The sequence below is a fragment of the Streptomyces sp. NPDC033165 genome (assembly GCF_055577965.1).
The window spans coordinates 149,140-174,223 of record NZ_JBVIPK010000012.1 but is presented as its reverse complement, the minus strand read 5'-3'; the positions used below and the strand labels follow the sequence as shown (position 1 = coordinate 174,223).

The window sequence follows — 25,084 nt, the reverse complement described above, 5'->3', positions numbered from 1 at the left end:
TGTTCGCGGCCGACCGGCCGACCGGCCGGGCTCGCCTGGAGCGATCGACCGGCAGCCGCCATGGTTCGCGTTGTACAGACAGTGCACAGGTGTTGCGCTTTCGTCAGAGGTGTGGGGCTGCATATGGCTACGGGCAGGGTCGTCCGGTTCGATGAGGTGCGCGGATATGGTTTCGTCTCCCCCGACGGCGGGGGCTCCGATGTGTTCCTGCACGTCAACGACCTCCTCATCGACAAGTCGCTGATCAACCCCGGTGTCCTGGTCAGCTTCGACCTGGAGGCCGGAGACCGGGGCCTCAAGGCGTCCGCCGTCTCCCTCGCGAGCGACCGGGCGTCCTCGTCGCCCCGCACCGATCCGCGTCCGGCATCGGCCGCCTCCCACACCTCGGCGCCGGACGCGAGGACGGACCTGGACGACGGCACGTGCGAGGTGCTCTCGGTCAAGGACTACACCGACGAGGTCACCGAGGCCCTGCTCATCAGCAAGCCGCCGCTGACCGGTGAGCAGATCCTGAGCATCCGGGAGCGCATGGTGCGGCTCGCCACGAGCCATGGGTGGGTGGAGTCCTAGAGCTCCCCCCTGTCAGCCGCCGAGCAAGGCGCCCACCGCCTGGCCCACTGCCACCGCAGAGGCCATGGTCGCGGTCACCGCACCCGCGTCGGCCAACGCCTGCCGCAGCCTTGCCAGCCGAGCCGGGCTCGCCGCGCCACTGGACGTCAGCTCGTCCTCGGCGTCCGCGAGCTCACGGTCCAGCCCACGGATCACATCGAGGCCTCCCTCCCCCGCGGCCCCCTGCCTGTCGGCGAGTTCGGCCCGCAACTGCCTTACGGAGAGACGCAGTTCTCGGGTCCGGGACGGATCGTGATACGTGACCGTGTTGTGGTCTCCGACGACAGCGACGCCATGCACCGTGCCGATGTGGACGCCCGCCGGGCTCGCACCCTGGTTCTCTGTCATGCATCCTCCTGTTCACCGGACATGTGCGTGGTGACGGTGTTTCCGTCACCGATACCGACCGCACCGTGTGCGGACTCGATGAAGACTCCCCCGCTGGCGACGCTCACTACCTTGCGTTCGAACTCCCCGGTCTGCCAGCCGGCCTCGTACAGCGCCTGACGCACCTCGGTGGCCACCCGCTCCTTGATGCTCGTCAGATAACGCCGGGCGTCCATGGCCTGAAACGGCGACAGCTCCTCGTCCGATCCGAGCTCGCGCACCGATACCGCGGGGCCGTCCGGCAGGCCACGAACCCGGCCCGCGCCGCGCAAGGCCGCCACGCACAGCCGCACCAACGTGACCGGCGCGGCGAACGTGGCACCGGGAACCCGCCGGAACACCCAGGCCGTCCTGTCCCACGGGCTGCGGCGGCGCCACTCCTGCGCCTCCCGGTCGGCCCTGCGGTAGGCGGCCTTCACCGGGTGCAAGGTGTACGGAACCAACTCCAGGACCAGAATTCCGCCCTGGGTGTGCACCCGCACGAAGACGGTGACGACGAGCTCGCCGTTCCAGCCCACCACGGATATCCGCAGGTAGTACCGGCGAGCCTCGCCGCCCTCCTCGACCGCCCGGGTGCGGTGCTCCCCCGAGGTCCGCAGGATCTGCGGCCCGATGTCCCTGGCCGGCAGGCCCTCAACCGGCAGGAACACCACCTCCTCGATCTCCAGCCCCCGCAGACGGTCCCGTACCGCGTCGGTCTCGGCACGCGTGGACGGGGTCCTCAGCCGCTCCAGGGTCGGTACGAGGTGGCGCAGGATCGTCCGGTTGTCCACCGGGCCGGGCGAGTGCCCTTCCCTGGGACGCAACTCGACCGAGAGAGACCAGGGTTCGTTCGGCACGCCCACACCGCAGAACGGATTCTCCGGCCGGTACATCACCAGGGGGGCGTGCTGCTCCTCCCGGATACGCCGACTGATGCGCCGGAACCGGGCTGTGCCACGGCGGGCGGGCACCTCTGCGCCGCGCGGGCCGAACAGCGCCGCGCCCTGTTCGCCGAACCTCTCGGCGGACAGTTCGTGGTGCAGCACCCCGGCGAGCCACGTCCAGCGCAGGTGCACGACCTCGGCCAGCGCGAAAGGAAAGACAAAGGCAACAAACGCCTGAATGTCCGGCACTTCATCGCGCCCCGAACCCCAGCCCCACCACGCACCGCCCTTCAGCAGCGGCAGCGTCAACAGAGCCGCCGACGCACCGCACAGTGTGAGTACGCCTGCCGGCACCGCGCGGTGCGGGGTCACCTCCGGTGCACGCCCTCTGACCGCAGCAGCAAGAACGACAAGCAGAAAGGGCGGCAACCACAAAAGCACCAGCCCTTGCGTGAGAAAGCCGAACACGGCCCACAGGAGCAGGGTCACCGCCGCGAAGCCGGCCTCCGCCCGACGGGCCCTGAGGGCATGGCCGAGCACGCACGCCGTGTCGGCCCCGGGCGAGGGAGCCACGAACCGCTCCTCGCAGACGTAGAGCTCGTCGATCACCGCAGCGCGGAACGACGCATCACGGTAGACACCGACGCAGAGCAGTCGGGTGGCCGTACCCGCAGCGTCTCGACCCAGGGGCGACCGCTCCACCAGCTCCCCTCCTTCAGGCGGCTGAAGCATCGCTCGACCGAACGCACAGAAGGCCGCCCTCTCATGCATGAGAAGACGGCTTCCGACCTGCGAAAAGCAAAGTCGGGACGACAGGATTTGAACCTGCGACCCCTTGACCCCCAGTCAAGTGCGCTACCAAGCTGCGCCACGTCCCGTTGCCCGCCTGACCTGGGGTTTCCCCTGGCCGAACGCGCATGAGAACAATACCGCACTCGGACCGGTGGTCACCAACACCATTCCGCACTTGACCTCGACCTTGGTTGAGGTTGAACGCTGGACGGCATGACGAACACAACCGCCGCACCGGCCCACGACCACCGGCCCCTCACCGATCGGAAGGCTCCCGCCCCGGCCTTCCAGGACCTCACTCGCCTCCTCTCCCTGATGACTGGGGCCGAGAAGCACGCCCCCGCCGCCCACTCCACGCTGGACGCCCTGTGGGTCCTCTACAGCGGGTGCTGCGCGTCACATCCGCCACCGTCGACGCCCCGGGGCGGGACCGCTTCCTGCTCTCCAAGGGGCACGGGCCGATGGCGTACTACGCCGTCCTCGCGGCACACGGGTTCTTCGACGAGGAGCTGCTGCCCGGCTTCGGGGCGTACGACTCGCCGCTCGGGCACCATCCGGACCGGCTGCTCGTCCCCGGCGCGGAGATCGGCAGCGGGTCCCTGGGCCACGGGCTTCCGCTGGCCGTCGGGACCGTGCTGGGGCTGCGGGCCCAGGGGCTCACCGATCCCCGGGTGTGGGTGCTGATCGGCGACGCCGAGCTGGACGAGGGCAGCAACCACGAGGCCATCGCCCACGCGGGCCCGGCCGGTCTCGAACAGCTGCACACGCTGGTGATCGACAACGCGTCCGCCACCCACGGCTGGCCCGGCGGGATCGCCTCCCGGTTCGCGTCGGCCGGGTGGTCGGCGGTGACCGTGGACGGCCGTGACCACGAAGCCCTGTACGCGGCCTTCACCGCACCCCATCCGGGCAGGCCACGGGCCGTCGTGGCCCGGGTCGAGCCCAAGAGCTGACCAGTACGGCCCGTACGACCACCACGCACGACGACGTGCGACGACGTACGACCAAGCCCCGGGAGGGACCTTTCATGGACACCATGCGCGACCGCTTCATCTCGACCACCACCCGGCTCCTGGACGAGGAACCCCGGCTGGCCGTCGTCCTCGCCGACATCAGCGCCGACGGCTTCGCTCCGGCGCGGCGGGCCCACCCCGACCGGGTGATCAACGTGGGCATCCGGGAGCAGCTCCTGGTCGGGGCCGGAGCGGGGATGGCCCTCACCGGGCTGCGGCCGATCGTCCACACCTTCGCGAGCTTCCTGGTGGAGCGGCCCTTCGAGCAGGTGAAGCTGGACTTCGGGCACCAGGGGGCGGGCGGGATCCTGGTGAGCGCCGGAGGCTCGTACGACTGGCCGGCCGGGGGCTTCACCCACATGGCGCCCGGTGACGTCGCCCTCCTGGACACACTCGACGGCTGGACGGTGCATGTGCCGGGCCACCCCGACGAGGCCGAGGCCCTGCTGCGGGCGTCGGTCACCGGGGACGACCGGGTGTACGTCCGCCTCTCGCTCCAGACGAACAGGCAGCCCCGGCCGGTGGTCGGCGGCCAGGGCTTCTCCGTCGTACGCGAAGGGCGCGGCGGAACCGTGATCGCGGTCGGCCCCCTCCTCGACAACGTCCTCGCGGCCACCGAGGGACTGGACGTGACCGTCCTGTACGCGACGACTGTGCGACCGTTCGACGCCGTCGGGGTACGCCGGGCCGCCGGTGCGTCCGCCGCGGCGGACGTGGTGATCGTGGAGCCGTACCTGGCGGGCACCTCGGCCGCGGCGGCGGGCGAGGCGCTCATGGATCTGCCGCACCGGGTGCTGGGCCTGGGGGTGGGGCGCGCGGAGCTGCGACGCTACGGGCGGATGGACGAGCACCTGACGGCGCACGGGCTGGCCCCGCAGGGGCTGCGGGACCGGATCACCGGCTTCCTCCGCCCCTGACCTGCCGATCCGGTCGGGCGGGCGACCGGTGGGGCGGCGGGCCGCGCTGCGGGAGGCGGGTGCGCGGGTGCGCGGGTGCGCGAGGACATGGCGCTCGCGGGGTTCGACGACATCCCCGTCGTACGGGAGTTGGCGCCGCCGCTGCCCCCAGGGGGGCGCTGCCGCTCACAGAGACGGGCGAGGAGGCGATCGTCCTCGCGTCGCGGGCCGTCGGGTGCGGTGCGCTCCCGGGTGCGCGGATCGGGGGGTGTGGCACTGCGGGGCAGCACCGGTGCTCCGCCCGGGGGTTGAGCGCCCGCTCCGCCGTGCGGGGAACGGGGAGCCGGAAGTCGGGGCGGGAGGTCAGAGGGGGTGGTGGCCCTCCCGGTGGTCGATCTGGCGGACGAGTTCATGGGCGAGGGACTTGATGGTGTCGAGCCCGGCCCGCCCCCAGGGGCGGGGCACGGTGTCGACGGCGCAGACGGTGCCGAGCGCGATCCCGGTGCGGTCGATCAGCGGCGCCCCGAGGTAGGAGCGGATGCCTATGTCGTCGACCACCGGATTGCCCGCGAACCGCGGGTAGTCGCAGACGTCCTCCAGGACGAGCGCCTTGCGCCGGACGAGGACGTGCGGGCAGTAGCCGTGGTCACGGGCCAGGTAGCGGCCGCTGCGGTTGCTGCCCGCGGCGGCGGCTCCCAGGTCCCGGCCGCCCCGGTTGCCCGCCGGGGTGTGCAGTCCGGCGAAGAACTGCCGGTTCTCGTCGATGAAGTTGACCATTGAGAAGGGTGCGGCGGTCGCTTCGGCCACCTTGTCGGCGAAGGCGTCGAAGCTGTCGAAGGAGGCGTCGGGGCGTTCGCCGAGATCCAGCGTGCGCAGCCGCCGCGCACGGGCCGGACCGTGCCGGTCTGTGGGCGTCAGAAGCATCCGGCCGGTGGCGAAGGATGTCACGGGTGGGCTCCGAAGGTCTGCAGCGGGGCGGGCGCCGAGGTGGCGTTGATGAGGTGCTGGACGAGGGTGACCAGGGCGCCCGTGCCGGAGCTGGCGATCCGGGCGTCGCACAGGACGACCGGTACCTCGGGGCCGAGGTCGAGGGCGGCGCGGACCTCGTCGGGCTCGTAGCGGTAGGCGCCGTCGAACTCGTTGACCGCGACGATGAAGCCGATGCCGCGCCGTTCGAAGAAGTCCACCGCGGCGAAGCACTCCGCGAGCCGCCGGGTGTCGGCCAGCACCACGGCTCCGAGCGCGCCCTGGGAGAGCTCGTCCCACATGAACCAGAACCGCTCCTGGCCGGGTGTACCGAACAGATAGAGGACGTGCTCTTCGGAGAGGGTGATGCGGCCGAAGTCCATGGCGACGGTGGTGGCCGTCTTGGACTCCACGCCTTCCAGGTTGTCGGTCCCCACACTGACCTGCGTCAGCAGTTCCTCGGTACTCAGCGGGGCGATCTCGCTGACCGCGCCCACGAACGTCGTCTTGCCGACGCCGAATCCGCCGGCGACCAGGACCTTGAGGGCCACGGGAAAGAACTCGGAGGTTCCGGTGCGGTCAGAGCTGTCGTCGTAAACCATCGAGCACTGCCTCCAGCAGGGATCGGTCGGTGGGCGTGTCATGGAAAGCGGGAGCGTGCGCGGTGACCGCTCCGCAGGCGACCAGGTCGGAGAGGATGACCTTGGCGACGACCGCGGGCAGCCGGAGGTGTGCGGCGATCTCGGCGACGGACATCGGCCCGTCGCACAGTCCGAGGGCGACGGTGTGTTCCGGGCCGAGGGGGATGTCCGGCTCGATGCCCGTGGCCATGATCAGCGACAGCAGATCGAACGCGGTGGACGGCCGGGTGCGGCCGTTGCTCACGGTGTACGGGCGGATGAGCCGGCCGGCCGCGTCATCGAGCAGGGGCCCGTCCTGCGGGGCCGGCATCCTCACAGCCCCGGAGTGAACGGGGCCCCGGCCGGCTGCCGCAGCGGGGTCATCAGATAGGGGCGGACGCTCTTGACCAGCATCGCCATCTCGTATCCGAGCACGGCGGCGTCCGCCTCGCGCCCGGAGAGGACGGCGAGACAGGTGCCCGATCCGGCGGTGGAGACGAACAGGAGCGTGGAGTCCAGCTCCACGACCACCTGCCGGACGTCCCCGTTGTCCCCGAAGCGGGCCCCCGCGCTGCGGCCCAGCGAGTAGAGGCCGGCCGCCAGGGCGGCCATGTGGTCGGCGCTGTCGGGGTCCATGCCGTGCACGGATTTCACCAGCCCGTCGGCCGAGAGCAGGACCGCGCTGCGCGTGTAGGGCACGCGTTGGACCAGCCCGCTCAGCAGCCAGTCCAGATCCGGGACCTGACCGGACGGCATGTCGGTCGTCATGGTGTCTACTCCTTGAAGGTGGTGTCTTTACGGGGTTCCGGCACGGCCAGGCCCGGCAGGAAGGCGTCGGGGGCGAACGCGCCGAGTACGGGGGCGGGGGCTTCGTGCCCGCCGGTGCCCGGGGGGTGACCGTGCCGGTCCTGGGCGTAGCTGTTCGGCTGGTACGCGGCACTGTCGTGGGGGTACGCGTCGGATGAACGGCTGTCCGGTGCGGGAACGCCCGCGGCGGGCAGCACGCGGTCGGCCGGGGCCGGACGGGGCCGGTCGGCCGGGGCGGCCGCTCCGCGTACGGGGAGGGGCGCGAGGGTCTCCAGGGGGGCGTCGAGCGCGGTCTGCCCGTCGGTGCCGGTGCGCCCGGTCCCGGTGGGGTCCTCGTATCCGCCGCCGGTGCCCTCCTCCTGGGCCGTCTGGGCCTCGGCCAGGTCGACGCCGCGCCGGAAGGCGGCCATCAGCCCCGGGTCGTGCAGCGCGTGCTCGTCCTCGACACGTGGGGCGGGTGCCTCCCGCAGCTGCGGGACCAGGTGTTCCTGGTTGCTCCGCTTCGGCAGCTCGGGCCGGGCCGCCGCCGCACTCGCGGGCCGGTCCTCGTGCTCGGGCACGGCGGCGGGCGGTGCGGGTCGCGGCTCGGGCGGAGACGCGGGGGGTGTCGGCCGGTCGATGCGCTCGGCGCGCAGCGGGAGGGGCGGGGCCTCGCCCGCTGGCGGCCCGGGGCGGTGGCCGTTCCGGCCTGGGGCGGGGACCTGGGACGGCTGGGCGGGACCTGCCGACCGGGTCGTACGGCCGTGCGGCGGGGCGGGTGGGGCCGCGCCTTCGACGGGCGGCCGGTGTACGGCGCCGGGAGGCGGCACGGGAGCGCCTTCGGGTGCGGGCCCCGCGTCGGGGTCGGCCCCGAGCAGCGACTGCGGGAGGACCAGGACCGCCTGCGTACCGCCGTAGATGTTGCTCTGGAGGCGGACCGCGATGCCGTGGCGGCGGGCCAGGGCGGAGACGACGAACAGGCCGATCCGGCCGTCCTGGAGGAGGTGGGCGACGTTGACCTGGTCGGGGTCGGAGAGCAGGGCGTTCATCCGCTTCTGCTCGTGGTCCGGCATCCCGAGGCCGCGGTCCTCCACCTCCAGGGCGAGCCCGGCGGTGACGTGCTGGACGCGCAGGAGGACCTGGGTGTGCGGGGCGGAGAACACGGTGGCGTTCTCGACGAGTTCGGCCAGCAGGTGGATCACGTCGGCGACGGCGTGGCCGCGCAGGGTGCCCTCTATCGGCGGGACCAGCTTGACCCGCGGATACTGCTCGACCTCGGCGATGGCCGAGCGCAGGACCTCGGTCATGGTGACCGGATTGCTCCACTGCCGCCGGGAGACGGCCCCACCGAGGACGGCGAGGTTCTCCGCGTGGCGGCGGATGCGGGTGGCGAGGTGGTCGACGTGGAAGAGGCCCTTGAGGAGGTCGGGGTCCTCGACCTCGTGCTCCAGCTCGTCGAGGATCTGGATCTCGCGGTGGACGAGGGACTGGAGCCGCCGCGCGAGGTTGACGAAGACCTCGACCTTCTGTTCGTTGCCGGTGCTGCTGAAGAGCTGGGACGCCTGGACGACGGCGGCGACGGAGGCCTCCTGGGCCCGGGCCATCTCCTGCCCGAGCAGGTCGAAGGCGTCGCCGCCCGGCGCGGCGGGCCCCGGTGGGCGGCGTGCGGGGACGGTCTCCCCGCTGCGGAGCTGCTCCACCACCCGTTGCAGTTCGGCCTGGCCCTGGGCGCTGGCGCGCCGGAGGGCGAGGGCGCGGTCCAGGATCTGACCGGCCACCCGGTTGGCGCCGAGGTAGGCGGCCGCGACGGCGGCGACCGCCAGGGCCGCCGATCCGCCGAGGGCGGCCCAGAGGCTGGGTGTGGTGCCGACGGCTCCGGCTCGGATGGTGAAGATGACGGCCGCGGCTCCGCTGAGCACGGCGGCGATGGCCGGGAGCAGCGCGGTCCGCAGCAGCTGAGGGCGTATCCGGGCCTCGGGGGAAGGCTGGGCGGCACGCGGCCTGTTCGTGGCCGGGTGGGCACGGTTGCCGGGGCGGCCGTGCCGCCCGCCCTCACGGCGGTCCGGTCGCGCTTCGGGTGCGCGAAGTTGAGACATCAGCGTCCTCGGTACAGGGGGCACCGGGGAGCGGCGGCGGTGTCGGCATCCATACGGCGGCCCCTACGGTGGTCGGTCAGGCTCGGGTCATCGGTCGGGCAGGCCCGAACGTTATGAGCCCACCGTTGATCACCGGGCACACACGGTAGTCGTCAATGACGTATGCGCGACGGGCAGTTGTCGAACTTGCCCGCCATCCGTCCCACTCTGGTATGACAGCTCGCACGCACGCCCGATTGCACCCGATTGACCCCGGATCGGCACGCACCGCTGACGACTGCCCACATGCTGGACACCGCGAGCACCCGGATGCCGCCCGAAGGCGTCGACTCGTCGGCCTACCCGCAGGTAGGGCACCGCCCGACGGGCCGGAAGGGCAGGCGGTTACCATATGAGCGCCGCCTAGCTCGAAAGATAAACTTGTGACTGTCAATGACGACTCGTTCACCAACTGGATGCACCGCGAGGAGATCGCGGAGTCGATGATCCCGATCATCGGGAAGCTGCACCGCGAGCAGGACGTCAATGTCCTGCTGCACAGCCGCTCCCTGGTGAACAAGTCGGTGGTCAGCATCCTCAAGACGCACCGCTTCGCCCGGCAGATCGCGGGCGAGGAGCTCTCGGTCACCGAGACGATGCCCTTCCTCAAGGCTCTGACGACGCTCGATCTCGGCCCCTCCCAGATCGACATAGGCATGCTGGCCGCGACGTACCGGGCCGACGGGCGCGGACTCTCGGTCGAGGAGTTCACCGCCGAGGCCGTCGCCGGGGCGACCGGCGAGAACAAGATCGAGCGGCGCGAGTCGCGCGATGTCGTGCTCTACGGCTTCGGCCGCATCGGCCGGCTCCTGGCTCGTCTGCTCATCGAGAAGGCCGGTTCGGGCAACGGCCTGCGCCTGCGGGCCATCGTCGTCCGCAAGGGCTCCGGCCAGGACATCGTCAAGCGCGCCTCGCTGCTGCGGCGCGACTCCATCCACGGTCAGTTCCAGGGCACGATCACCGTCGACGAGGCGAACAGCAAGATCATCGCCAATGGCAACGAGATCAAGGTGATCTACTCCGACGACCCGACGACGGTCGACTACACGGCGTACGGCATCAAGGACGCCATCCTGATCGACAACACCGGCCGGTGGCGCGACCGCGAGGGTCTCTCCAAGCACCTCCAGCCGGGTATCGCCAAGGTCGTGCTCACCGCACCGGGCAAGGGCGACGTCCCCAACATCGTGCACGGCGTCAACCACGACACGGTCAAGCCGGACGAGCGGATCCTGTCCTGCGCGTCCTGCACGACCAACGCGATCGTCCCGCCGCTGAAGGCGATGGCGGACGAGTACGGCGTTCTGCGCGGGCACGTGGAGACGGTCCACTCGTACACCAACGACCAGAACCTGCTGGACAACTACCACGGTTCGGACCGTCGCGGCCGTTCGGCGGCGCTCAACATGGTCATCACCGAGACCGGGGCCGCCTCGGCCGTGGCCAAGGCGCTGCCCGACCTGGACGCCCCGATCACCGGCAGCTCGATCCGCGTGCCGGTGCCGGACGTCTCGATCGCGATCCTCAGCCTGCGACTGGAGCGCGAGACCACCCGCGAGGAGGTGCTCGACTACCTGCGCAACGTGTCGCTGGCCTCGCCGCTCAAGCGCCAGATCGACTTCATCAGCGCGCCGGACGCGGTCTCCAGCGACTTCATCGGCTCGCGCCACGCCTCGATCGTCGACGCGGGCGCCACCAAGGTCGACGGCGACAACGCGATCCTCTACCTCTGGTACGACAACGAGTTCGGCTACTCGTGCCAGGTCATCCGGGTCGTCCAGCACGTCTCCGGGGTGGAGTACCCGACGTTCCCGGCCCCGGCGGTCTGACCCCGGCGGCAGGCATGTACGTCCCCGGTGCCCGGCAGGTCCGCCTGCCGGGCACCGGCCTTTGCGCGCGAAGGGCAGCGGCCTCCGCCCGGGGCGGGGACCGCTGCCGATGCCGCCGTTCGCACCCGTGACCACCGGGGTGGTCACGGGTGGGGTGGGGCACGTCGACAAGGGTCCGGGAACGCGTGGATCACGCCTCCCCGTCAGGCCGCCGCAACCCGTGAGGGGGGCTCGGAACCCTCAGAGCCGGCCGAGGTCCGAGCTGACCCAGCGCTCGGGCCGCAGGGTGATCACGACCTGCTCACCGTGGTTCTCCCAGGCGAAGTCCACGTAACCGGCGACCTTCTCGGCCGGAAGATAGCGCGCCGACACCTCTTCCAGGTCCGCACGGGTGGCGGGGCGGGTGTCGATGACGGGGCCCTCGACGGAGACGTACCGGATCGTCGGTTCGAGCCGATCGACCAGCAGCGTGAACCGGCCTGCCGCGCCGATCAGTTCGGCCTTGCGCGAGGTGCGGCCGGTCATGATCCACACGTCGGCGCCGGGAGTGTACTGGTACCAGATGGGCACGCTCAGCGGTGCCCGGTCGCTGTCCCGCGCCGCCACGGCCAGGGCGGCCACGTGGGGCTCGGCGAGGAACTGTTCGCGCTCTTCACGGGTGAGTGCCACGGCAAACTCCTTCGTACGGGGATTCGGGGGGGCTGCCCCAGTGTGCCCGGAGGCATCGGGCTCGCCCCTGGTGCCAGGCCCTGAGGGCGCGGCGTGTCGTCCGCGCCCGCTCCCTACGCGGTTCGGGCCCCCTTCTCGGCGTGCCGCACCACGGCCGCCCCGCGCAGTGCGACGGCGCACCAGACGGCCACCAGCACCAGGGCCGCGAGAGCCAGGGCGGCGACTTCGAGGGGCTCGGGCCGCCACCCGAGGGAGAGCCGCGTGCCGATCAGCACGACGCCGACGATGACCTTCTCCGGGGAGTAGACCGGAACCCTCGCCGCCACATACCGCAGAACGGCCGCAAGCCCCAGGCCGATCGCGCTCCAGGCGACCAGATACGGCCAGAGCGCTCCCGGAGCGGCGGGCGGCAGCCCGTACTCCTCGGGGCCGATACGGAACAGGGCGCCGAGCCACCCCAGCACCACCCCCGCGGCGGTGACGCCCACCACCCACAGGGCATGGCGCCACAGGGGGCCGGGGCGCACGGTCTCGTCCTCGTCCAGGGTGTCGACGGGGCTGGAGGAGTCAGGAAGTTCTGTCACGCCCTGTCAGACGCATGACACCCGCCGGGCGTTGCTCACCTGAGGAACCGGAATCGGCCTCGTCCCCGCCGGTGCGGCGTACGGGTGGCCGACACATCACCCCCCGAACAGCCCAGTCATCGAGCTATGTCCACATAAATCATTACATCTACCCATGCTATCTCCCTGCGTTTGATGAGAGCACTCCGCTCATCTGCCCGTCCGGCCACCTGCCGAGCGGGCCGAGCGTGAGCGTGAGACCTTTCCCTCCTGATTCCTGGAGAAACACAATGCGCGTTGCCGTAACCGGTGGCGGTGGTTTCCCTGGGTCCCATCTGTGCGAAGCGCTCCTGCGGCGCGGTGACTCGCTGGTGTGCCTGGACAATTTCTCGACGAGCGATCCCACGAACATCGCCCACCTCGTGTCCGACCCGACCCGTCCTTCGTTCTCCAGCGCACCGACGTGAGCGTTTCCGTGGAGGTCGCCGGAGGCGTCGACGCCGTCGTCCACCTGGCGTCGCCCGCCTCCCCGCCCGACTACCTGAGACAGCCGCTGGAGACCCTCGCGGTCGGCAGCCGGGGCACCGAGAACGCCCTGCGGCTCGCTCTGCGCCATGACGCCCGCTTCGTCCTCGCGTCGACGAGCGAGATCTACGGCGATCCCCTGGTCCATCCCCAGGAGGAGACGTACTGGGGCAATACCCATCCCATCGGGCCGCGCAGCGTCTACGACGAGGCGAAACGGCACGCCGAGGCGGTCACGGCCGCCTACCGCCGCACGCATCGCCTCGACGTCGGCATCGCCCGGATCTTCAACACCTACGGCCCGCGCATGCGCCCGCACGACGGCCGTGTGGTGTCCAGCTTCATCACCCAGGCCCTGACCGGTGAACCGCTCACCGTTTACGGCGACGGCAAGCAGACCCGCAGCTTCTGCTTCGTCGACGACCTCGTCCGCGGTCTGATCGCGCTTCTCGACTCCTCCGGGATGGGGCCGTTCAACCTCGGCAACCCGGTCGAACGCACCGTCTCCGAGCTCGCCGGGATCGTGCTGGCGATGACCGGCTCGGCCTCCGAAGTGCGGTACCACCCCCTGCCGGAGGACGACCCGGTCCGCCGCCGTCCGGTGATCACCCGCGCCCGCGAGGTACTGGGCTGGGAGCCGGAGGTGGACATCACCGAGGGCCTGCGCCGCACCGTCGCGTACTTCGGTGCCCGCCCGGAGCTGCTCGGCATGGCTGCCGCGGCGATCCGCGGCAGCCAGAACGAGACGGTCCCGCTGGCGTCGGCGGCGACCGCGACGACCGCGGCGCGGTCGATCCCCGGCCCGGCGGTCGCCTCCGCACCGGGAGTGTCCACCCCCGGTGTCCGAAGCGAAGCCCCCGGTGTCTGACGCGACGCCGCGGCTGTTCGACGACGCTCCGCCACCGCGTTCCCCCCGGCCCCACGCCTTTCCCCCCGGCCCGCTGTCGCACCCACTGGAGAACTCGCCCCCATGACGTCGTTGGAGCAGGGACCCGTCAACGGGACCGGCACCGTCCAGGATCTCCCGCCTCCCCAACCGGCACCCGGCTCCCCGGCGGAATGGTCCGCACTGAGCGAGGAGATCCGTGCCCTGTCCCATGGCGGGGTGGCGTCCATCGGCCCGGACGGACCGGTTCTGGCCGGGCCGTCGCGCCGCCTCGCCCCCCACCCGGCCAGTTTCGTGCGGACGTTCTCCCCGGCCGATCGGCGCCTTGTCGCTCTGCTGTCCCTAGGCTGGCTGGCCTGCCTGGTCTGGTTCTGGGCATGGTGGTTCGAGCCGTCCCACCGCATCGGCTGGCTGGGGATGCTCGTCAACAGCATGCTTCTGCTGTATCTGACCTACCTGCCGGTGCACTTCCTCGTCGCGCTGGTTCGTATGCGGCGCTTCGACCCTGCCGTAGCGGTGCCCAAGCTCCGTACCGCGTTCGTGGTCACCCGCGCCCCGTCCGAAGGCTGGGACATCGCCCGGACCACCCTTGAGGCGATGCTCGGCCAGGACTTCCCCCACCCGTACGACGTCTGGCTGTGCGACGAGGACCCCACCGAGGACATCATCGAGTGGTGCCGGGCCCACGGCGCCGGCCTCTCCTGCCGCCGCGGCGTGAACGGCTACCACCGTGCCGAGTGGCCGCGGCGCACCCGCTGCAAGGAAGGGAACCTCGCCTACTTCTACGACCACTGGGGCTACGCCCACTACGATGTGGTCGCCCAGCTCGACTGCGACCACGTGCCGCACCCCGGTTACCTCCGCGAGGTCGTGCGCCCCTTCGCGGACCGGTCCATCGGCTACGTCGCGGCTCCCAGCGTCTGCGACTCCAACGCCGCCGGGTCCTGGGCGGCACGCGGGCGGCTGCAACGCGAGTCCATGTTCCACGGCCCCGTACAACTGGGCCACTCCGCCGGTCTCGCGCCGGTGTGCATCGGCTCGCACTACGCCGTCCGCACCCGGGCGCTGCGGGACATCGGCGGGCTCGGCCCCGAACTCGCCGAGGACTTCTCCACCACCTTCCTGCTCAGCTCGGCCGGCTGGCAGGGCGCGTTCGCCATCGACGCCGAGGCGCACGGCGAGGGCCCCATCGCCTTCGGCGCGATGATCACCCAGGAGTTCCAGTGGTCGCGCAGCCTGGCCGTGATGCTCCTGGGCATGCTGCCGCGCCACCTGGGCCGGATGCCGCTCAAGCTGCGGATTCGCTTCGGCGCGGCACTGATGTACTACCCGCTCCTCGCCGTGGCGACCGTCCTGGGGATTCTGCTGCCGCCGATCGCCGCGATCACCGGAGCCCCGTGTGTGCGTAGGCGGGGCGGTCGGCCTCGAACGCGGGCCCGTAGAAGGCGAGTCCGCTCTCCAGGTTGTGGTGAACGGAGACACCGCTGATGCGTACGTCTCCGTAGCCCGCGGTGGCCCCCTTCTCCGCGCCGATGCTGATGCCGTTCTGGAAGCCGCGCGCCTCAACATCGGTGATCCTGATGTGGTCGAGTCGACGGCCGCCCGGAAGGCTGTTGCGGAAGGCGATGCCCACCCCTTCCCGCAGCGCCTTGGCGTCCCCGACCAGCGTGACGTTCCTGACCTCGACGCCTGCGGTGTTGCGCACGGTGATACCGGAAGTGCCGCGTGGCGCGATCGTGGCGCGGCCCTTGCCATAGGACTCGATCACGACGGGCTGGGCCGGGCTGCCCGCCTCGCCCTTGTCCAGCGTGACACTGCCGCGGAACCGCTCGCCGCCGTTGAGCCGGAGCCGGTCTCCGGGCTGGAAGCGCACGCCGTTCGCGTGGCCGAGGGTCCGCCAGGGCTTCTCCGGGGAGAGACCGTCGTTCCCGTCGTCCCCGTCCGGGCTGACGTAGAACACGTACGGACCGCCGGTGGCGGGGCGGGGCGGCCGGTAGACCCCGGGGACGTCGCACCCGGTCAGCAGCAGGAGTGCCGCGCCCGAGACCCCGGCGGCGACCTTCGTCACCGCGCTCCGCTTCACCGCGCTCAAGAGCTCCCCCTAGGGACGTTTCCGGGTCACATCGAGCACACAACGCACCAGAGTGCCAGAAATGTCCCTTATGAAACGCCCGCGGCGGCGCGGCATCCGAGTCACGTCACGGGTGGCCCCGCCGCCCCTCAGCGATCACCCGCGAGGTCGAGGTCGCGCTGGGGCGCCTCATCGGGAACCCTGGCGGTCCGGGGCGACCGCCACGAGGGGACGACGGGCCGGGACACCCCGCGCCACCAGGGGTCGGAGGGCAGCTCTCCCGAAGGCTCGAACGGTTCGCCCGGCCGGGGGAACGCCATGGCCTGGCCCTCCTCCTCGCCGGCGTCCCTGGACCACTCGGCCGGCTCCGCCCATGCATGCGGCGCCAGGTTGAAGGTGCCCCAGTGGATCGGCAGCATCACGCCGTGCGGGCGGCCGCCCTGGAGGTCCAGGTGGGCGCGCATCCCCTCGGCCGGGGTCATGTGGATGTCCGGCCAGTACTCCGAGTAGGCACCGATCTGGATCATGGTCGCGTCGAAGGGGCCGTGCTCGGCGCCGATGTCCCGGAAGCCGGGGAAATACCCGGTGTCCCCGCTGTGGTAGATCCGGTGCTCCGGGCCCGCGACGGCCCACGAGGCCCAGAGGGTGTGCTGCTGGTTGCGCAGCCCCCGGCCGCAGAAGTGGCGGGCCGGGGTGGCGGTGAGGCTGATCCCGGCGACCTTCGCGGTCTCGTTCCAGTCGAGCTCGCGCAGCCGGTCGGCGGGCACGCCCCAGCGCTCCAGGTGGGCCCCGACGCCGAGCGGCACGGCGAAGACGGTGTCCGTGCCCGCCAGCGCCCGGATCGTCGGCAGGTCGAGGTGGTCGTAGTGGTCGTGCGAGATCACGACGACATCGACAGGACCGAGTACGGCCAGCGGCAGCGGCACGGGGTGCAGACGCTTGGGCCCGGCGAACGGGAACGGGGAACAGCGCTCACCCCAGACCGGGTCGAACAGCACCCGGCGGCCGTCGATCTCCGCGAGGACGCTGGAGTGCCCCATCCAGGTCAGCCGCAGCCCCGTCGCGGGCGGTGCGGCCAGGTCGGCGAGGGTCGTCGGGTGGACGGGCACGGTGCCGGTGGGCGCCCTGCGGGCCCGCTGCTCCTTCTGGAAGTAGATCTTCGCGAACTCCAGCGTGGAGCCGGAGGGCCGGGTCCGGGCCCCCACCGGGTTCTGGAACGCCCCGTCGACGAAATTCGGTGAACGGCGGATGCGCTCCATCCGCGCTCCGGCCGGATCAGCCCCGAAGGACTCGGTGCGCATCGAACGCATTTTCGTTCGGAGGGTGGGGAAGTAGTCAGCGCCGGTCACAACATCTCCTGAGGGAGTCGGTGTCGTCTCATTATGGTCGGGCTGTACGACAGAGCGAGAAGTGGATGGTGAACGGAGCAGCCGATCCGGCCACCGGCCGAGGCGGTCGCTCCCGTCCGAATACTCTCTCCGCGCATCCCGGTACTCACTGATCAGGACCTGCACCACGGCATCGTCCGACGAGCTCCGGCCGAGGCCCGGCCGAGGCCCGGCCGTGTTTTCACCGCGGGTTCCGAACGCGTCATGCACGATCCGGCGTCCGGGTGAACCGGAGGATTCCGCCCCCTCGGCCGGTCCTGTCGCATCCCTCGGCCCTCGCTACGTCCTCCTGGTGAACGTCCGCATCCCGGGCCCGGCCCGTTGGTCAAGGGCTGTCCCGTCATCCCTGGTGGATCAGCGCGCGGCGTCAGATGCGGTGCGCCGCACGACAGAGCGACGTCCGCATACGACATGCGCCCGCCAGGGATGACGGGACAGCCTTAAGGTGACCCGATGGCACGAGTCCGGTTGAACGTGGCGGAGCGGCGTGAGGAGCTGTTGCGCGCGGCGGTCGAACAGATCAAGATCCGGGGCGTCTGCGCTGTGCGCATCGCCGATGTCGCCTCGGCGCTGGGCGTGAGCAACGCGCTCGTTCTCTACCATTTCTCGACCAAGGAGAAGCTGGTCTCCGCCGCTTTCGCGTACGCGGCCGAGGCCGATCTCTCCCACCTCCGCAAGCTGCTGGCCCGCCGGACCACCGCCGTACGGCGGCTGCGGTCGGCCGTGCGGTGGTACGCGCCGACGGGGCAGGCCAAGGGGTGGCGGCTGTGGATCGAGGGGTGGGCGGCAGCCCTTCGTCACCCCGCCCTCCGCGAGGTCGCGGGCGACCTCGACCAGAAGTGGAAGACCGAGCTGGCCAAGGTCATCGAGGAGGGCGCGGCCAGCGGTGAGTTCCGGTGCGAGGACCCCCGGTCGGCAGCCTGGCGGCTGACGGCACTGCTGGACGGACTGGCCGTGCAGATGACCTCGTACGCGGGTCCGCTCTCGCGGGCCACGATGCTGCGGTGGACCGATGAGGCGCTCGCCCGCGAGCTGGGCATCGACCCCGCGGCCCTGACCGGCTCCCCCGCCGACGGCTGACCGCCCGGACCTCAGGTCTGGCGCACCGGTGCGTACGCCGCTCCCTCCAGGCCGAACGTCCAGGCGACGCCGTCCTTGGCGGTCCGGGTCGTCGGCGGCACGCGCAGCCAGTACGTGCGGTGCGTGCCGTCCGGCTCGGGCGTGGAGTTGACCACCTCGACCATCACGACGTCCTCGTCGCCGTCCAGGGCTATGCGCCAGAGGATGCCCGTCTCGTCGCGGTGGACGGGCTCGGCGCCCGACTCCGTGAGATACCGGTCGTAGCCGTAGTACTCCAGCATCACGCGGCGCAGTTCCGCGTTCTCCTCGGCCCGTATCCGCTCGGGCGTGAGGGTGGGCAGCTCGGCCAGGAACGCGGCGGGGACCGGCATGCCGCGCCAGGCGTACAGGGCGAAGCCGTCCCCGTAGGCGAGGGCCGGTCCTTCGCCGTGGTCGAGGCGGCCCGCCTCGTCGCGGTGGAGGACGTCGGGCCGCTCGGCGATCACGACGGCCCGTTCGTACGGCCACCACCAGCCGGCGTTGCGGGCCACCTCCGCGAGGCCCGTCAGCCGGTCGCCGCGGCCGTCGAACGCGGCGAGCCAGGCGGCGTCGTGCTGGCCGAGCACGGCGTCGAGGAGGACCAGGCGCACGTCGCCCTCGTCCTCGGGCCGTGCGGCCAGATCGGCGACGACACCGGTCCGTATCCGCTCGGCGAGCGCGGCCGTGGTCTCCCACAGCTGCGCGCCCGTCGCGGACCAGAGCGCCGACCAGCCAGCCGGGCCGAGCTCGTCGTACATCCGGCGGCGTTCCTCGGCCCACGGCCGGGTGCGGACCTCTTCGCGGACCGAGCGTCCGGCGTCGGTCAGCTTCTCCACGGTCTCGACGGCGGCCCGGGGCGATGCGGCCCAGATGATCCGGTCCGGCTCGGCCAGGCCCGCGGTGCGATAGGCGCGCCGCACTCCGGCCTCGGCCGCCGCCCGGTCCGCCCGGCCGGTCGCCGCCGCCACGTTCCGCCAGGAATTCACATGCTGCATCGGTTGTCCCCGTCCCCTGCTGTCACTCGTTCGTGCTTGTTCGCGCTGGTTTGTGTCGCTCTGGATGTCCGTGCTCGCCGCACGGTGCGGTCAGTCCGCCACGATGCGGACCGCCCCCGGCGCGTACTCCCGCTGCCGCACGACGCGGAACCAGCCCTGCGGAAGCGCGATCGTGGCGTGCTCCTCGTGGACGACTCGCCCGCCCTCGGGGAGATGGAGCAGCATCGGGCCGAACGGGCCCGCCTCCCGGATGAGCCGTCCGGGCCCCTGCACGGCGTGCGCGTGGCCGGTGACTTCGCCCAGCGCGAGCACCAGCCGCCCCCGCCCGTCGCGCAGTTCGCCCGGTGCCTCCAGGAACGGAGCGGGAACAGCCGACTCCTCCAGCGCCATGATCAGTACATCGCCCTGCCGGTACACAGACGTCTCCCATCGGTCGCGGCACCCGCTGTGCCGACCACGGGAAAAACGCTACGGGCAGGGTCTGACAACGGGCCGCCGCACGGGGTTGGCAGGGGGTACGCAGGGGTTCGGCCCGGGTCCGGAACAGGGCCGGCCCCGGCTCGGACCGATCCCGGTCGCGGCGTTGTCAGTGCGGCTTGATACACCTTGCGGACATCAGCAGTCCCCAGGATCAGGAGCTCAGGGCCATGTACGGTGCGCAGCATCTGCACGAGTTCGGCGGCCTTCCGGCCGTCGACTTCCAGCACACGACCGACGGGGCATCCCAGCCCGCCGCCGACACCGTGGCCTGGCGTGTCTCCGTCGATCCGTACGGGGACGAGGACCGGGACCGGCCCTGGGAGGACGAGTTCAACGACTTCCTGGACACCGTCGACCCGGCCGGGGTCCGGGCCCTGATCATCGGCCAGTGGGGCGAGGCGTACGAGGAGGACTCCTCCGTCCCGATCGGGCTGGTGGTCGCCGCCGCCGACCGGCTGACCTCGCTGGAGGCGGTGTTCGTCGGGGACCTGGAGGCGGAGCAGGCCGAGATCACCTGGATCGAACAGTCCGATGTCACGGCCCTGTTGGCTGCCTTTCCGGCGCTGACGGAGTTCGGGGTGCGCGGCGGCACCGACCTGGTGTTCCCGCCGACCCGGCACGAACGGCTGCGGTCCCTGACCATCCAGGCGGGCGGCCTCCCCGCCCAGGTGGTGCGCGGAGTTCTGGACAGCGAACTGCCCGCGCTGGAGCGGCTGGACCTCTGGCTCGGGGTGTCCGCCTACGGCGGCGACACCGAGGTGACGGACCTGGCTCCGCTGCTCTCCGGCACCCGTTTTCCCCGGCTGAGCCACCTGGGCCTGCGCAACAGCGAAGTGCAGAACGAGATCGCGGCGGCGGTCGCTTCGGCGCCGGTCGTCGCCCGGCTCACGACGCTCGACCTGTCGAACGGGACGCTGGGCGACGAGGGCGCGGCCGCGCTCCTCGAAGGCCAACCGCTCACCCACCTGGACGTGCTCGACCTCCACCATCACTTCCTCACCGAGGCGATGGAGGAACGGGTGCGTACGGCCCTGGAGCCGCACGGGGTGCGCGTCGACCTGTCCGAGCGGAACAAGCCGTGGGACGACCGCGGCGCCGAGGGCCGCTACACCGCCGTGTCGGAGTGAGGGCCGTGGACTACATCGGTATCCGGCATCCTGACCGCTTCCACGGCCTGCCGGTCCACAGAGCGGCGGTGTCCGTGCCCCTGCCCGCCGCCGACACGGTGGCCTGGCGGCTGCAGTGCGACTACGGCGAGGAGATGGACTTCGCCGCCCTGTGGCAGCAGTTCCTGAATACCGTGGACACAGAACGGGTCCGGGCGCTCCTCATAGGCCCCTGGTGGCGTGAGGGGTACACACCGTTCGCCCCCGTGCGGGATCTGCTCGTCGCCCACGCGGACCGCTTCCCGGCCATGCGCGGGCTCTTCCTCGCCGATGTGGTGGGCGAGGAGTGCGAGGTGTCGTGGCTGCCCATGTGCGACATCACACCGGTGCTCGAAGCGCTGCCGCTGCTGGAGGAGTTCACGGTGCGCGGCTGCGGCGCGGAGGATCTCCGGCTCCGCCCGCTGCGCCATACGGCCCTGAAGTCGCTGCGCTTCGAGTCCGGCGGGCTGCCCGGCGAGCTGGTGCGGGCGGTCGCCGCAAGCGAACTGCCCGCGCTGGAGCGGCTGGACCTGTGGTTCGGCAGCTCGTGGTACGGCGGCGATGCCACCGTCCAGGACGTCGCGCCGGTCCTGTCGGGCACCACGTTCCCCCGGCTGCGCCACCTGGGGTTGCAGAACAGCGAGATCCAGGACGAGATCGCCGCCGCCGTGGCGTCCGCGCCCGTCGTCGCCCAGCTGGAGACCCTCGCCCTGTCCATGGGCACCCTCAGCGACACGGGCGGCGAGGCCCTGCTGAACGGGCAGCCGCTGAGCCACCTGTCCACGCTCGACCTACGCCACCACTACCTCACCGAACCGGTGCTGGACCGCATCAGGACCGCCTGCGCCCCGGCCCTGGTGGAGGGCGGCGAGGCCGAGGAGGACTACGGGGACCCGGACGACGAACCGGAGCGCTATGTCGCCGTCAGCGAGTAGCCCCGGGAGCGCGGAGGCGCCGCGCTTCGCCGTCGTGGGCAATCCGGACAACCGCCGGGTCACCTTCTTCCGGGAGTCCGTCCGGGCCGCCGGGCTGCGCCCGGCCCGGGTCGTGCCCTGGCTCAGGGTGCTGCGCGGCGAGGCGGTGTTCCGGCCGGGCGAGAGCGTTCGCATCGATTCGCCGGGCGAGAACGCCGAGGTGGAGCGGGAGCTGCGCGGGGTGGACGACCCGACCCGGGTGGAGGGGTCGGGCCGGTGGTACGCCGCCTTCACTTCGGCCGTCGACGCGGTGGCGCGCGCGGCGTCGGCGGCGGGTGCCGAGGTGCTCGGCTCCCCGGGCGACATCGCGGTGCTCTTCGACAAGCGGCTGTGCCACGGTCTGCTGGACGGCGCGGGGGTCCCCGTGCCCGCGTCGCCGACGTCCGGTCCGGGCGCGCCTGCCGTGCACGGATGGCCCGACGTACGGGAATTGATGCGCGTGCACCGGATGCCCCGGGTGTTCGTGAAGCTCGCGCACGGTTCCTCCGCCTCGGGGGTGCTGGCCGTGGAGTCGGCGGGCCCCGGCCGGGTCCGGGCGAGCACCTCGGTGGAACGGGACGCCGAGGGACGGCTGTTCAACTCGCTGCGGGTCCGGCGGTACACCACGGAGCGGGAGGTCGGCCGCATCGTGGACGCGCTGGCCCCGGACGGGCTGCACATCGAGCGCTGGGTTCCGAAGGCGTCCCAGCGGGGGCGGGCTGCGGATCTGCGGATCGTGGTGATCGGCGGCCGGGCGACGCACGCCGTGGTGCGGACGAGCACGAGCCCCATGACCAATCTGCATCTCGGCGGGGCGCGCGGTGATCTCGACGAGGTCCGGGCGGCCGTGTCGGCGGCGGGCGGCTCCTGGCGCGAGGCGCTGTCGCTGTGCGAGCGGGCGGCGGCCTGCTTCCCCGGCACGCCGTGCGTGGGGGTCGATCTGCTGCCCACGGCCGGCTGGCGGCGCTTCGCCGTGGGCGAGGTCAACGCCTTCGGCGATCTGCTGCCCGGCCTGACCGGTCTGCCGGGCAGCGGGGCCGAGGGCCTGGACACCTATGCGGCGCAGGTCGCCGCCGTACTGGACCGAGCGAGGAACCACCGTGCTGTCACCGCTTCCTGACCCCGCCGCGACCCCTGAAACCGGCCCGCCCGATATGAGCGAGGTCGTGGGCAGTCACGATCTGCTGCTGGTCACCCTGGACACCCTGCGCCACGATGTCGCCGTCGAGCTGGCGGCCGCCGGGCGCATCCCCCACCTGGCCCGGTATCTGCCCGGCGGCCAGTGGGAGGAGCGGCATGCCCCGGGAAGCTTCACCTACGCCTCGCACCAGGCGATGTTCGCCGGGTTCCTGCCGACGCCCGCCTCCCCGGGGCCGCATCCGCGGCTGTTCGCGGCGCGGTTCGCGGGCAGTGAGACGACGGCGGACGGCACGTTCGTCTTCGACACCCCGGACCTGGTGTCGGGGCTGGCCGGCGAGGGCTATCGCACGGTGTGCATCGGCGGGGTCGGCTTCTTCAACCGCCAGGGGCCGCTCGGTTCGGTGCTGCCCGGGATGTTCCAGGAGAGCCACTGGGAGCCCGGCTTCGGCGTCGCCTCACCCACCTCGTTCGAGGAACAGGTGACCCGGGCGGAAGAGGTCGTCGCGGCGCTCCCCCGGGAGCAGCGGCTGTTCCTCTTCGTCAACGTGTCGGCGCTGCATCAGCCGAACTGGTTCCATCTGGCCGGCGCGACCCGTGAGGCGGGCGACTCGCGCGCCACGCACGCCGCCGCCCTGGAATACGTCGACCGGCACATCGGTCGACTCTTCGCCGCGGCGAGCAGCCGCCGCCGGTGTTTCGCCATCGTCTGTTCCGACCACGGCACCGCCTACGGCGACGACGGCTACACCGGTCACCGGCTCGGCCACCCGGCCGTCTGGACCGTCCCGTACGCCCACTTCTTCCTCGACCCGCCCGCATCTCCCGCATCGCCCGCGTCTGCCGCACTGCTCGAACCGCCCGCACCGCTCGACCCCGGGACCGCCCGATGACGATCACCACCAGCACTCCCGCGCCACCCGCCGTCCGGCCGTACGAGAGTTACGTCTACGCCTATCCGCACAAGACGGCCTACCGCCCGCTGGCGGACCGGCCCGCGCTGCGCGATCTCTGGGCGGCGGAGCCGAAGGACGCCCTGTCCCTCTATCTCCACATACCGTTCTGCGAGGTCCGCTGCGGCTTCTGCAACCTCTTCACCCGGATCGGCGCGCCCGAGGAACTGACGACGCGCTATCTCGACGCCCTGGACCGGCAGGCGGTGGCCGTACGGGACGCGCTGGGCGACGAGGGTCCTGTGCGGTTCGCGGCGGCGGCCTTCGGCGGCGGGACGCCGACCTTCCTCACCGCCGGTGAGCTGGAGCGGCTCTGCGACACAGCGGAGAAGCGGATGAGCGCCGACCTGCGCTCGGTGCCGCTGTCGGTGGAGACCTCCCCGTCCACCGCGACGGCCGACCGGCTGGCCGTGCTGGCCGACCGGGGCGCGACCCGGGTCAGCATCGGCGTACAGAGCTTCGTGGACGCCGAGGCGCGGGCCGCCGTCCGTCCGCAGCGCCGGGCCGATGTGGAGGCGGCGCTCGGCCGGATCCGCGAGGCGGCGATCCCGGTGCTGAACATCGACCTGATCTACGGCATCGACGGGCAGACCGAGCGCAGCTGGCTCGCCTCGCTGGACGCGGCGCTGGCCTGGCGGCCCGAGGAGCTGTATCTCTATCCGCTGTACGTCCGCCCGCTCACCGGCCTCCACCGCCTGGGTACGGCGGTGGGTCCGGATACGGAGGCGCTGGAGCAGACCGCCTGGGACGAGCAGCGGCTGCGGCTGTACGCGGTCGGCCGGGACCATCTGCTGGCGCACGGCTACGAGCAGGTGTCGATGCGGATGTTCCGGCGCGCCGACGCCCCCCGCGAGGCGCAGGACGGTCCGGAGGACTACGCCTGCCAGACCGACGGCATGATCGGCCTGGGCTGCGGAGCCCGTTCCTACACGGCGGGACTGCACTACTCCTTCGACTACGCGGTGGACATGCGGGAGATCCGGTCGATCATCGACCGCTTCACCGCCACCGATGACTTCTCGCGCGCCGAGGTCGGCCGGTTCGTGGACGCCGACGAGGCGCGCCGGAGGCATCTGCTCCAGTCGCTGCTCCAGGCGGCGGGGCTGCCGGTCGCCGACTACCGCGCGCGGTTCGGCACGGACCCGGGGGCGGACTTCCCGGCCGAGCTGGCCAAGTTCGCGGCCCGGGGCTGGCTGGACCGGGCGGCGCCCAACGGGCTGCTGCGGCTGTCCCCGCTGGGGCTGGCCCACTCCGACGCGCTGGGTCCCGCCCTGTTCTCCCCCGGGGTGCGGGCCGCGATGGCCGCGTACGAGCGGAAGTGA

At 71.8% G+C, this 25,084-nt stretch carries 22 protein-coding genes, 1 tRNA gene and 3 pseudogenes; 12 read left to right on the top strand and 14 right to left on the bottom strand.

The window, feature by feature from the left end; all coding sequences use genetic code 11:
* Positions 1–123 precede the first annotated feature (123 nt).
* Positions 124–570 carry a cold-shock protein gene (locus ACZ5WC_RS25725; RefSeq protein WP_468543014.1) on the top strand — a complete coding sequence of 149 codons (447 nt, stop codon included), beginning with the start codon at positions 124–126 and terminating at the stop codon, positions 568–570.
* A gap of 12 nt (positions 571–582) precedes the next feature.
* Here the strand turns inward: ACZ5WC_RS25725 and ACZ5WC_RS25720 are convergent, their stop codons facing one another.
* The 3 genes from ACZ5WC_RS25720 to ACZ5WC_RS25710 form a co-directional block, all read right to left on the bottom strand.
* Complete coding sequence (locus ACZ5WC_RS25720) at positions 583–957, bottom strand: hypothetical protein (RefSeq protein ID WP_468543013.1); 375 nt, start codon at positions 955–957, stop codon at positions 583–585.
* Positions 954–2,564 carry a hypothetical protein gene (locus tag ACZ5WC_RS25715; protein WP_468543012.1) on the bottom strand — a complete coding sequence of 537 codons (1,611 nt, stop codon included), beginning with the start codon at positions 2,562–2,564 and terminating at the stop codon, positions 954–956. The genes ACZ5WC_RS25720 and ACZ5WC_RS25715 overlap by 4 nt, the downstream gene beginning before the upstream one ends.
* Before the next feature lie 102 nt (positions 2,565–2,666).
* Positions 2,667–2,740: transfer RNA gene (locus tag ACZ5WC_RS25710), tRNA-Pro, on the bottom strand.
* Positions 2,741–2,867: 127 nt separating this feature from the next.
* Here ACZ5WC_RS25710 and ACZ5WC_RS25705 point away from each other — a divergent pair.
* Both ACZ5WC_RS25705 and ACZ5WC_RS25700 read left to right on the top strand, forming a co-directional pair.
* Positions 2,868–3,607: pseudogene (locus tag ACZ5WC_RS25705) on the top strand (transketolase).
* A 74-nt stretch (positions 3,608–3,681) separates the two neighbouring features.
* The gene (locus ACZ5WC_RS25700) at positions 3,682–4,584 is read left to right on the top strand and encodes a transketolase family protein (RefSeq protein WP_468543011.1); all 903 of its coding nucleotides are present in this window, start codon (positions 3,682–3,684) and stop codon (positions 4,582–4,584) included.
* 342 nt (positions 4,585–4,926) lie between these two features.
* On the opposite strand, the gene ACZ5WC_RS25695 is transcribed toward ACZ5WC_RS25700, so the two are convergent.
* The 5 genes from ACZ5WC_RS25695 to ACZ5WC_RS25675 are packed head-to-tail and all read right to left on the bottom strand — an operon-like array spanning position 4,927 to position 9,031.
* On the bottom strand, positions 4,927–5,511 hold the full coding sequence (locus ACZ5WC_RS25695) for a GAF domain-containing protein (RefSeq protein ID WP_468543010.1): 585 nt from the start codon (positions 5,509–5,511) through the stop codon (positions 4,927–4,929).
* Complete coding sequence (locus tag ACZ5WC_RS25690) at positions 5,508–6,131, bottom strand: GTP-binding protein (protein ID WP_468543009.1); 624 nt, start codon at positions 6,129–6,131, stop codon at positions 5,508–5,510. Before ACZ5WC_RS25690 ends, ACZ5WC_RS25695 begins: the two co-directional genes overlap by 4 nt.
* Positions 6,109–6,480, bottom strand: coding sequence for a DUF742 domain-containing protein (locus ACZ5WC_RS25685; protein WP_311123057.1), 372 nt, complete (start codon positions 6,478–6,480; stop codon positions 6,109–6,111). The genes ACZ5WC_RS25690 and ACZ5WC_RS25685 overlap by 23 nt, the downstream gene beginning before the upstream one ends.
* Before the next feature lie 2 nt (positions 6,481–6,482).
* Positions 6,483–6,917: a roadblock/LC7 domain-containing protein gene (locus ACZ5WC_RS25680; protein WP_468543008.1), complete on the bottom strand. Its 435-nt coding sequence runs from the start codon at positions 6,915–6,917 to the stop codon at positions 6,483–6,485.
* A gap of 5 nt (positions 6,918–6,922) precedes the next feature.
* Positions 6,923–9,031, bottom strand: a complete 2,109-nt coding sequence (locus ACZ5WC_RS25675; RefSeq protein WP_468543007.1) for a sensor histidine kinase — start codon at positions 9,029–9,031, stop codon at positions 6,923–6,925.
* A 422-nt stretch (positions 9,032–9,453) separates the two neighbouring features.
* On the opposite strand from ACZ5WC_RS25675, the gene ACZ5WC_RS25670 reads away from it, so the two are divergent.
* A complete protein-coding gene (locus tag ACZ5WC_RS25670) occupies positions 9,454–10,899 on the top strand; it encodes a glyceraldehyde-3-phosphate dehydrogenase (protein ID WP_096630810.1) in 1,446 nt (481 codons plus the stop codon).
* Positions 10,900–11,139: 240 nt separating this feature from the next.
* Here the strand turns inward: ACZ5WC_RS25670 and ACZ5WC_RS25665 are convergent, their stop codons facing one another.
* Both ACZ5WC_RS25665 and ACZ5WC_RS25660 read right to left on the bottom strand, forming a co-directional pair.
* Positions 11,140–11,568 carry a pyridoxamine 5'-phosphate oxidase family protein gene (locus ACZ5WC_RS25665; RefSeq protein ID WP_468543006.1) on the bottom strand — a complete coding sequence of 143 codons (429 nt, stop codon included), beginning with the start codon at positions 11,566–11,568 and terminating at the stop codon, positions 11,140–11,142.
* A gap of 113 nt (positions 11,569–11,681) precedes the next feature.
* Positions 11,682–12,152 (bottom strand): hypothetical protein, encoded by a 471-nt coding sequence (locus tag ACZ5WC_RS25660; RefSeq protein ID WP_468543005.1) that lies wholly within the window; start codon positions 12,150–12,152, stop codon positions 11,682–11,684.
* 269 nt (positions 12,153–12,421) lie between these two features.
* Between ACZ5WC_RS25660 and ACZ5WC_RS25655 the strand changes: the two are divergent.
* Both ACZ5WC_RS25655 and ACZ5WC_RS25650 read left to right on the top strand, forming a co-directional pair.
* Positions 12,422–13,425: pseudogene (locus ACZ5WC_RS25655) on the top strand (UDP-glucuronic acid decarboxylase family protein); the annotation flags it as partial.
* A 201-nt stretch (positions 13,426–13,626) separates the two neighbouring features.
* A pseudogene (locus ACZ5WC_RS25650) lies at positions 13,627–14,946 on the top strand (glycosyltransferase); the annotation flags it as partial.
* Here ACZ5WC_RS25650 and ACZ5WC_RS25645 read toward each other — a convergent pair.
* On the bottom strand, positions 14,927–15,634 hold the full coding sequence (locus ACZ5WC_RS25645; protein ID WP_468543004.1) for a hypothetical protein: 708 nt from the start codon (positions 15,632–15,634) through the stop codon (positions 14,927–14,929). The pseudogene ACZ5WC_RS25650 and the gene ACZ5WC_RS25645 overlap by 20 nt on opposite strands.
* A 128-nt stretch (positions 15,635–15,762) precedes the next feature.
* Complete coding sequence (locus ACZ5WC_RS25640) at positions 15,763–16,962, bottom strand: MBL fold metallo-hydrolase (protein ID WP_468543003.1); 1,200 nt, start codon at positions 16,960–16,962, stop codon at positions 15,763–15,765.
* A gap of 492 nt (positions 16,963–17,454) precedes the next feature.
* Between ACZ5WC_RS25640 and ACZ5WC_RS25635 the strand changes: the two genes are divergently transcribed.
* The gene (locus tag ACZ5WC_RS25635; RefSeq protein WP_468543002.1) at positions 17,455–18,081 is read left to right on the top strand and encodes a TetR/AcrR family transcriptional regulator; all 627 of its coding nucleotides are present in this window, start codon (positions 17,455–17,457) and stop codon (positions 18,079–18,081) included.
* Positions 18,082–18,092: 11 nt separating this feature from the next.
* Here ACZ5WC_RS25635 and ACZ5WC_RS25630 read toward each other — a convergent pair whose 3' ends face one another.
* Positions 18,093–19,094, bottom strand: coding sequence for a DUF6745 domain-containing protein (locus ACZ5WC_RS25630; protein ID WP_468543001.1), 1,002 nt, complete (start codon positions 19,092–19,094; stop codon positions 18,093–18,095).
* A 90-nt stretch (positions 19,095–19,184) separates the two neighbouring features.
* Positions 19,185–19,511: a hypothetical protein gene (locus ACZ5WC_RS25625; RefSeq protein ID WP_096630821.1), complete on the bottom strand. Its 327-nt coding sequence runs from the start codon at positions 19,509–19,511 to the stop codon at positions 19,185–19,187.
* 230 nt (positions 19,512–19,741) lie between these two features.
* Here ACZ5WC_RS25625 and ACZ5WC_RS25620 point away from each other — a divergent pair, with 230 nt between their 5' ends.
* From ACZ5WC_RS25620 to ACZ5WC_RS25600, 5 genes are read left to right on the top strand one after another with little or no spacing between them, the layout of a single operon-like run.
* Positions 19,742–20,701: an STM4015 family protein gene (locus tag ACZ5WC_RS25620; RefSeq protein WP_468543000.1), complete on the top strand. Its 960-nt coding sequence runs from the start codon at positions 19,742–19,744 to the stop codon at positions 20,699–20,701.
* Between the two features lie 5 nt (positions 20,702–20,706).
* On the top strand, positions 20,707–21,654 hold the full coding sequence (locus ACZ5WC_RS25615; protein WP_468542999.1) for an STM4015 family protein: 948 nt from the start codon (positions 20,707–20,709) through the stop codon (positions 21,652–21,654).
* Positions 21,635–22,792, top strand: a complete 1,158-nt coding sequence (locus ACZ5WC_RS25610) for an STM4014 family protein (RefSeq protein WP_468542998.1) — start codon at positions 21,635–21,637, stop codon at positions 22,790–22,792. The genes ACZ5WC_RS25615 and ACZ5WC_RS25610 overlap by 20 nt, the downstream gene beginning before the upstream one ends.
* A 34-nt stretch (positions 22,793–22,826) precedes the next feature.
* Positions 22,827–23,702: an STM4013/SEN3800 family hydrolase gene (locus ACZ5WC_RS25605; RefSeq protein WP_468543045.1), complete on the top strand. Its 876-nt coding sequence runs from the start codon at positions 22,827–22,829 to the stop codon at positions 23,700–23,702.
* Positions 23,699–25,084, top strand: coding sequence for an STM4012 family radical SAM protein (locus ACZ5WC_RS25600; protein WP_468542997.1), 1,386 nt, complete (start codon positions 23,699–23,701; stop codon positions 25,082–25,084). The genes ACZ5WC_RS25605 and ACZ5WC_RS25600 overlap by 4 nt, the downstream gene beginning before the upstream one ends.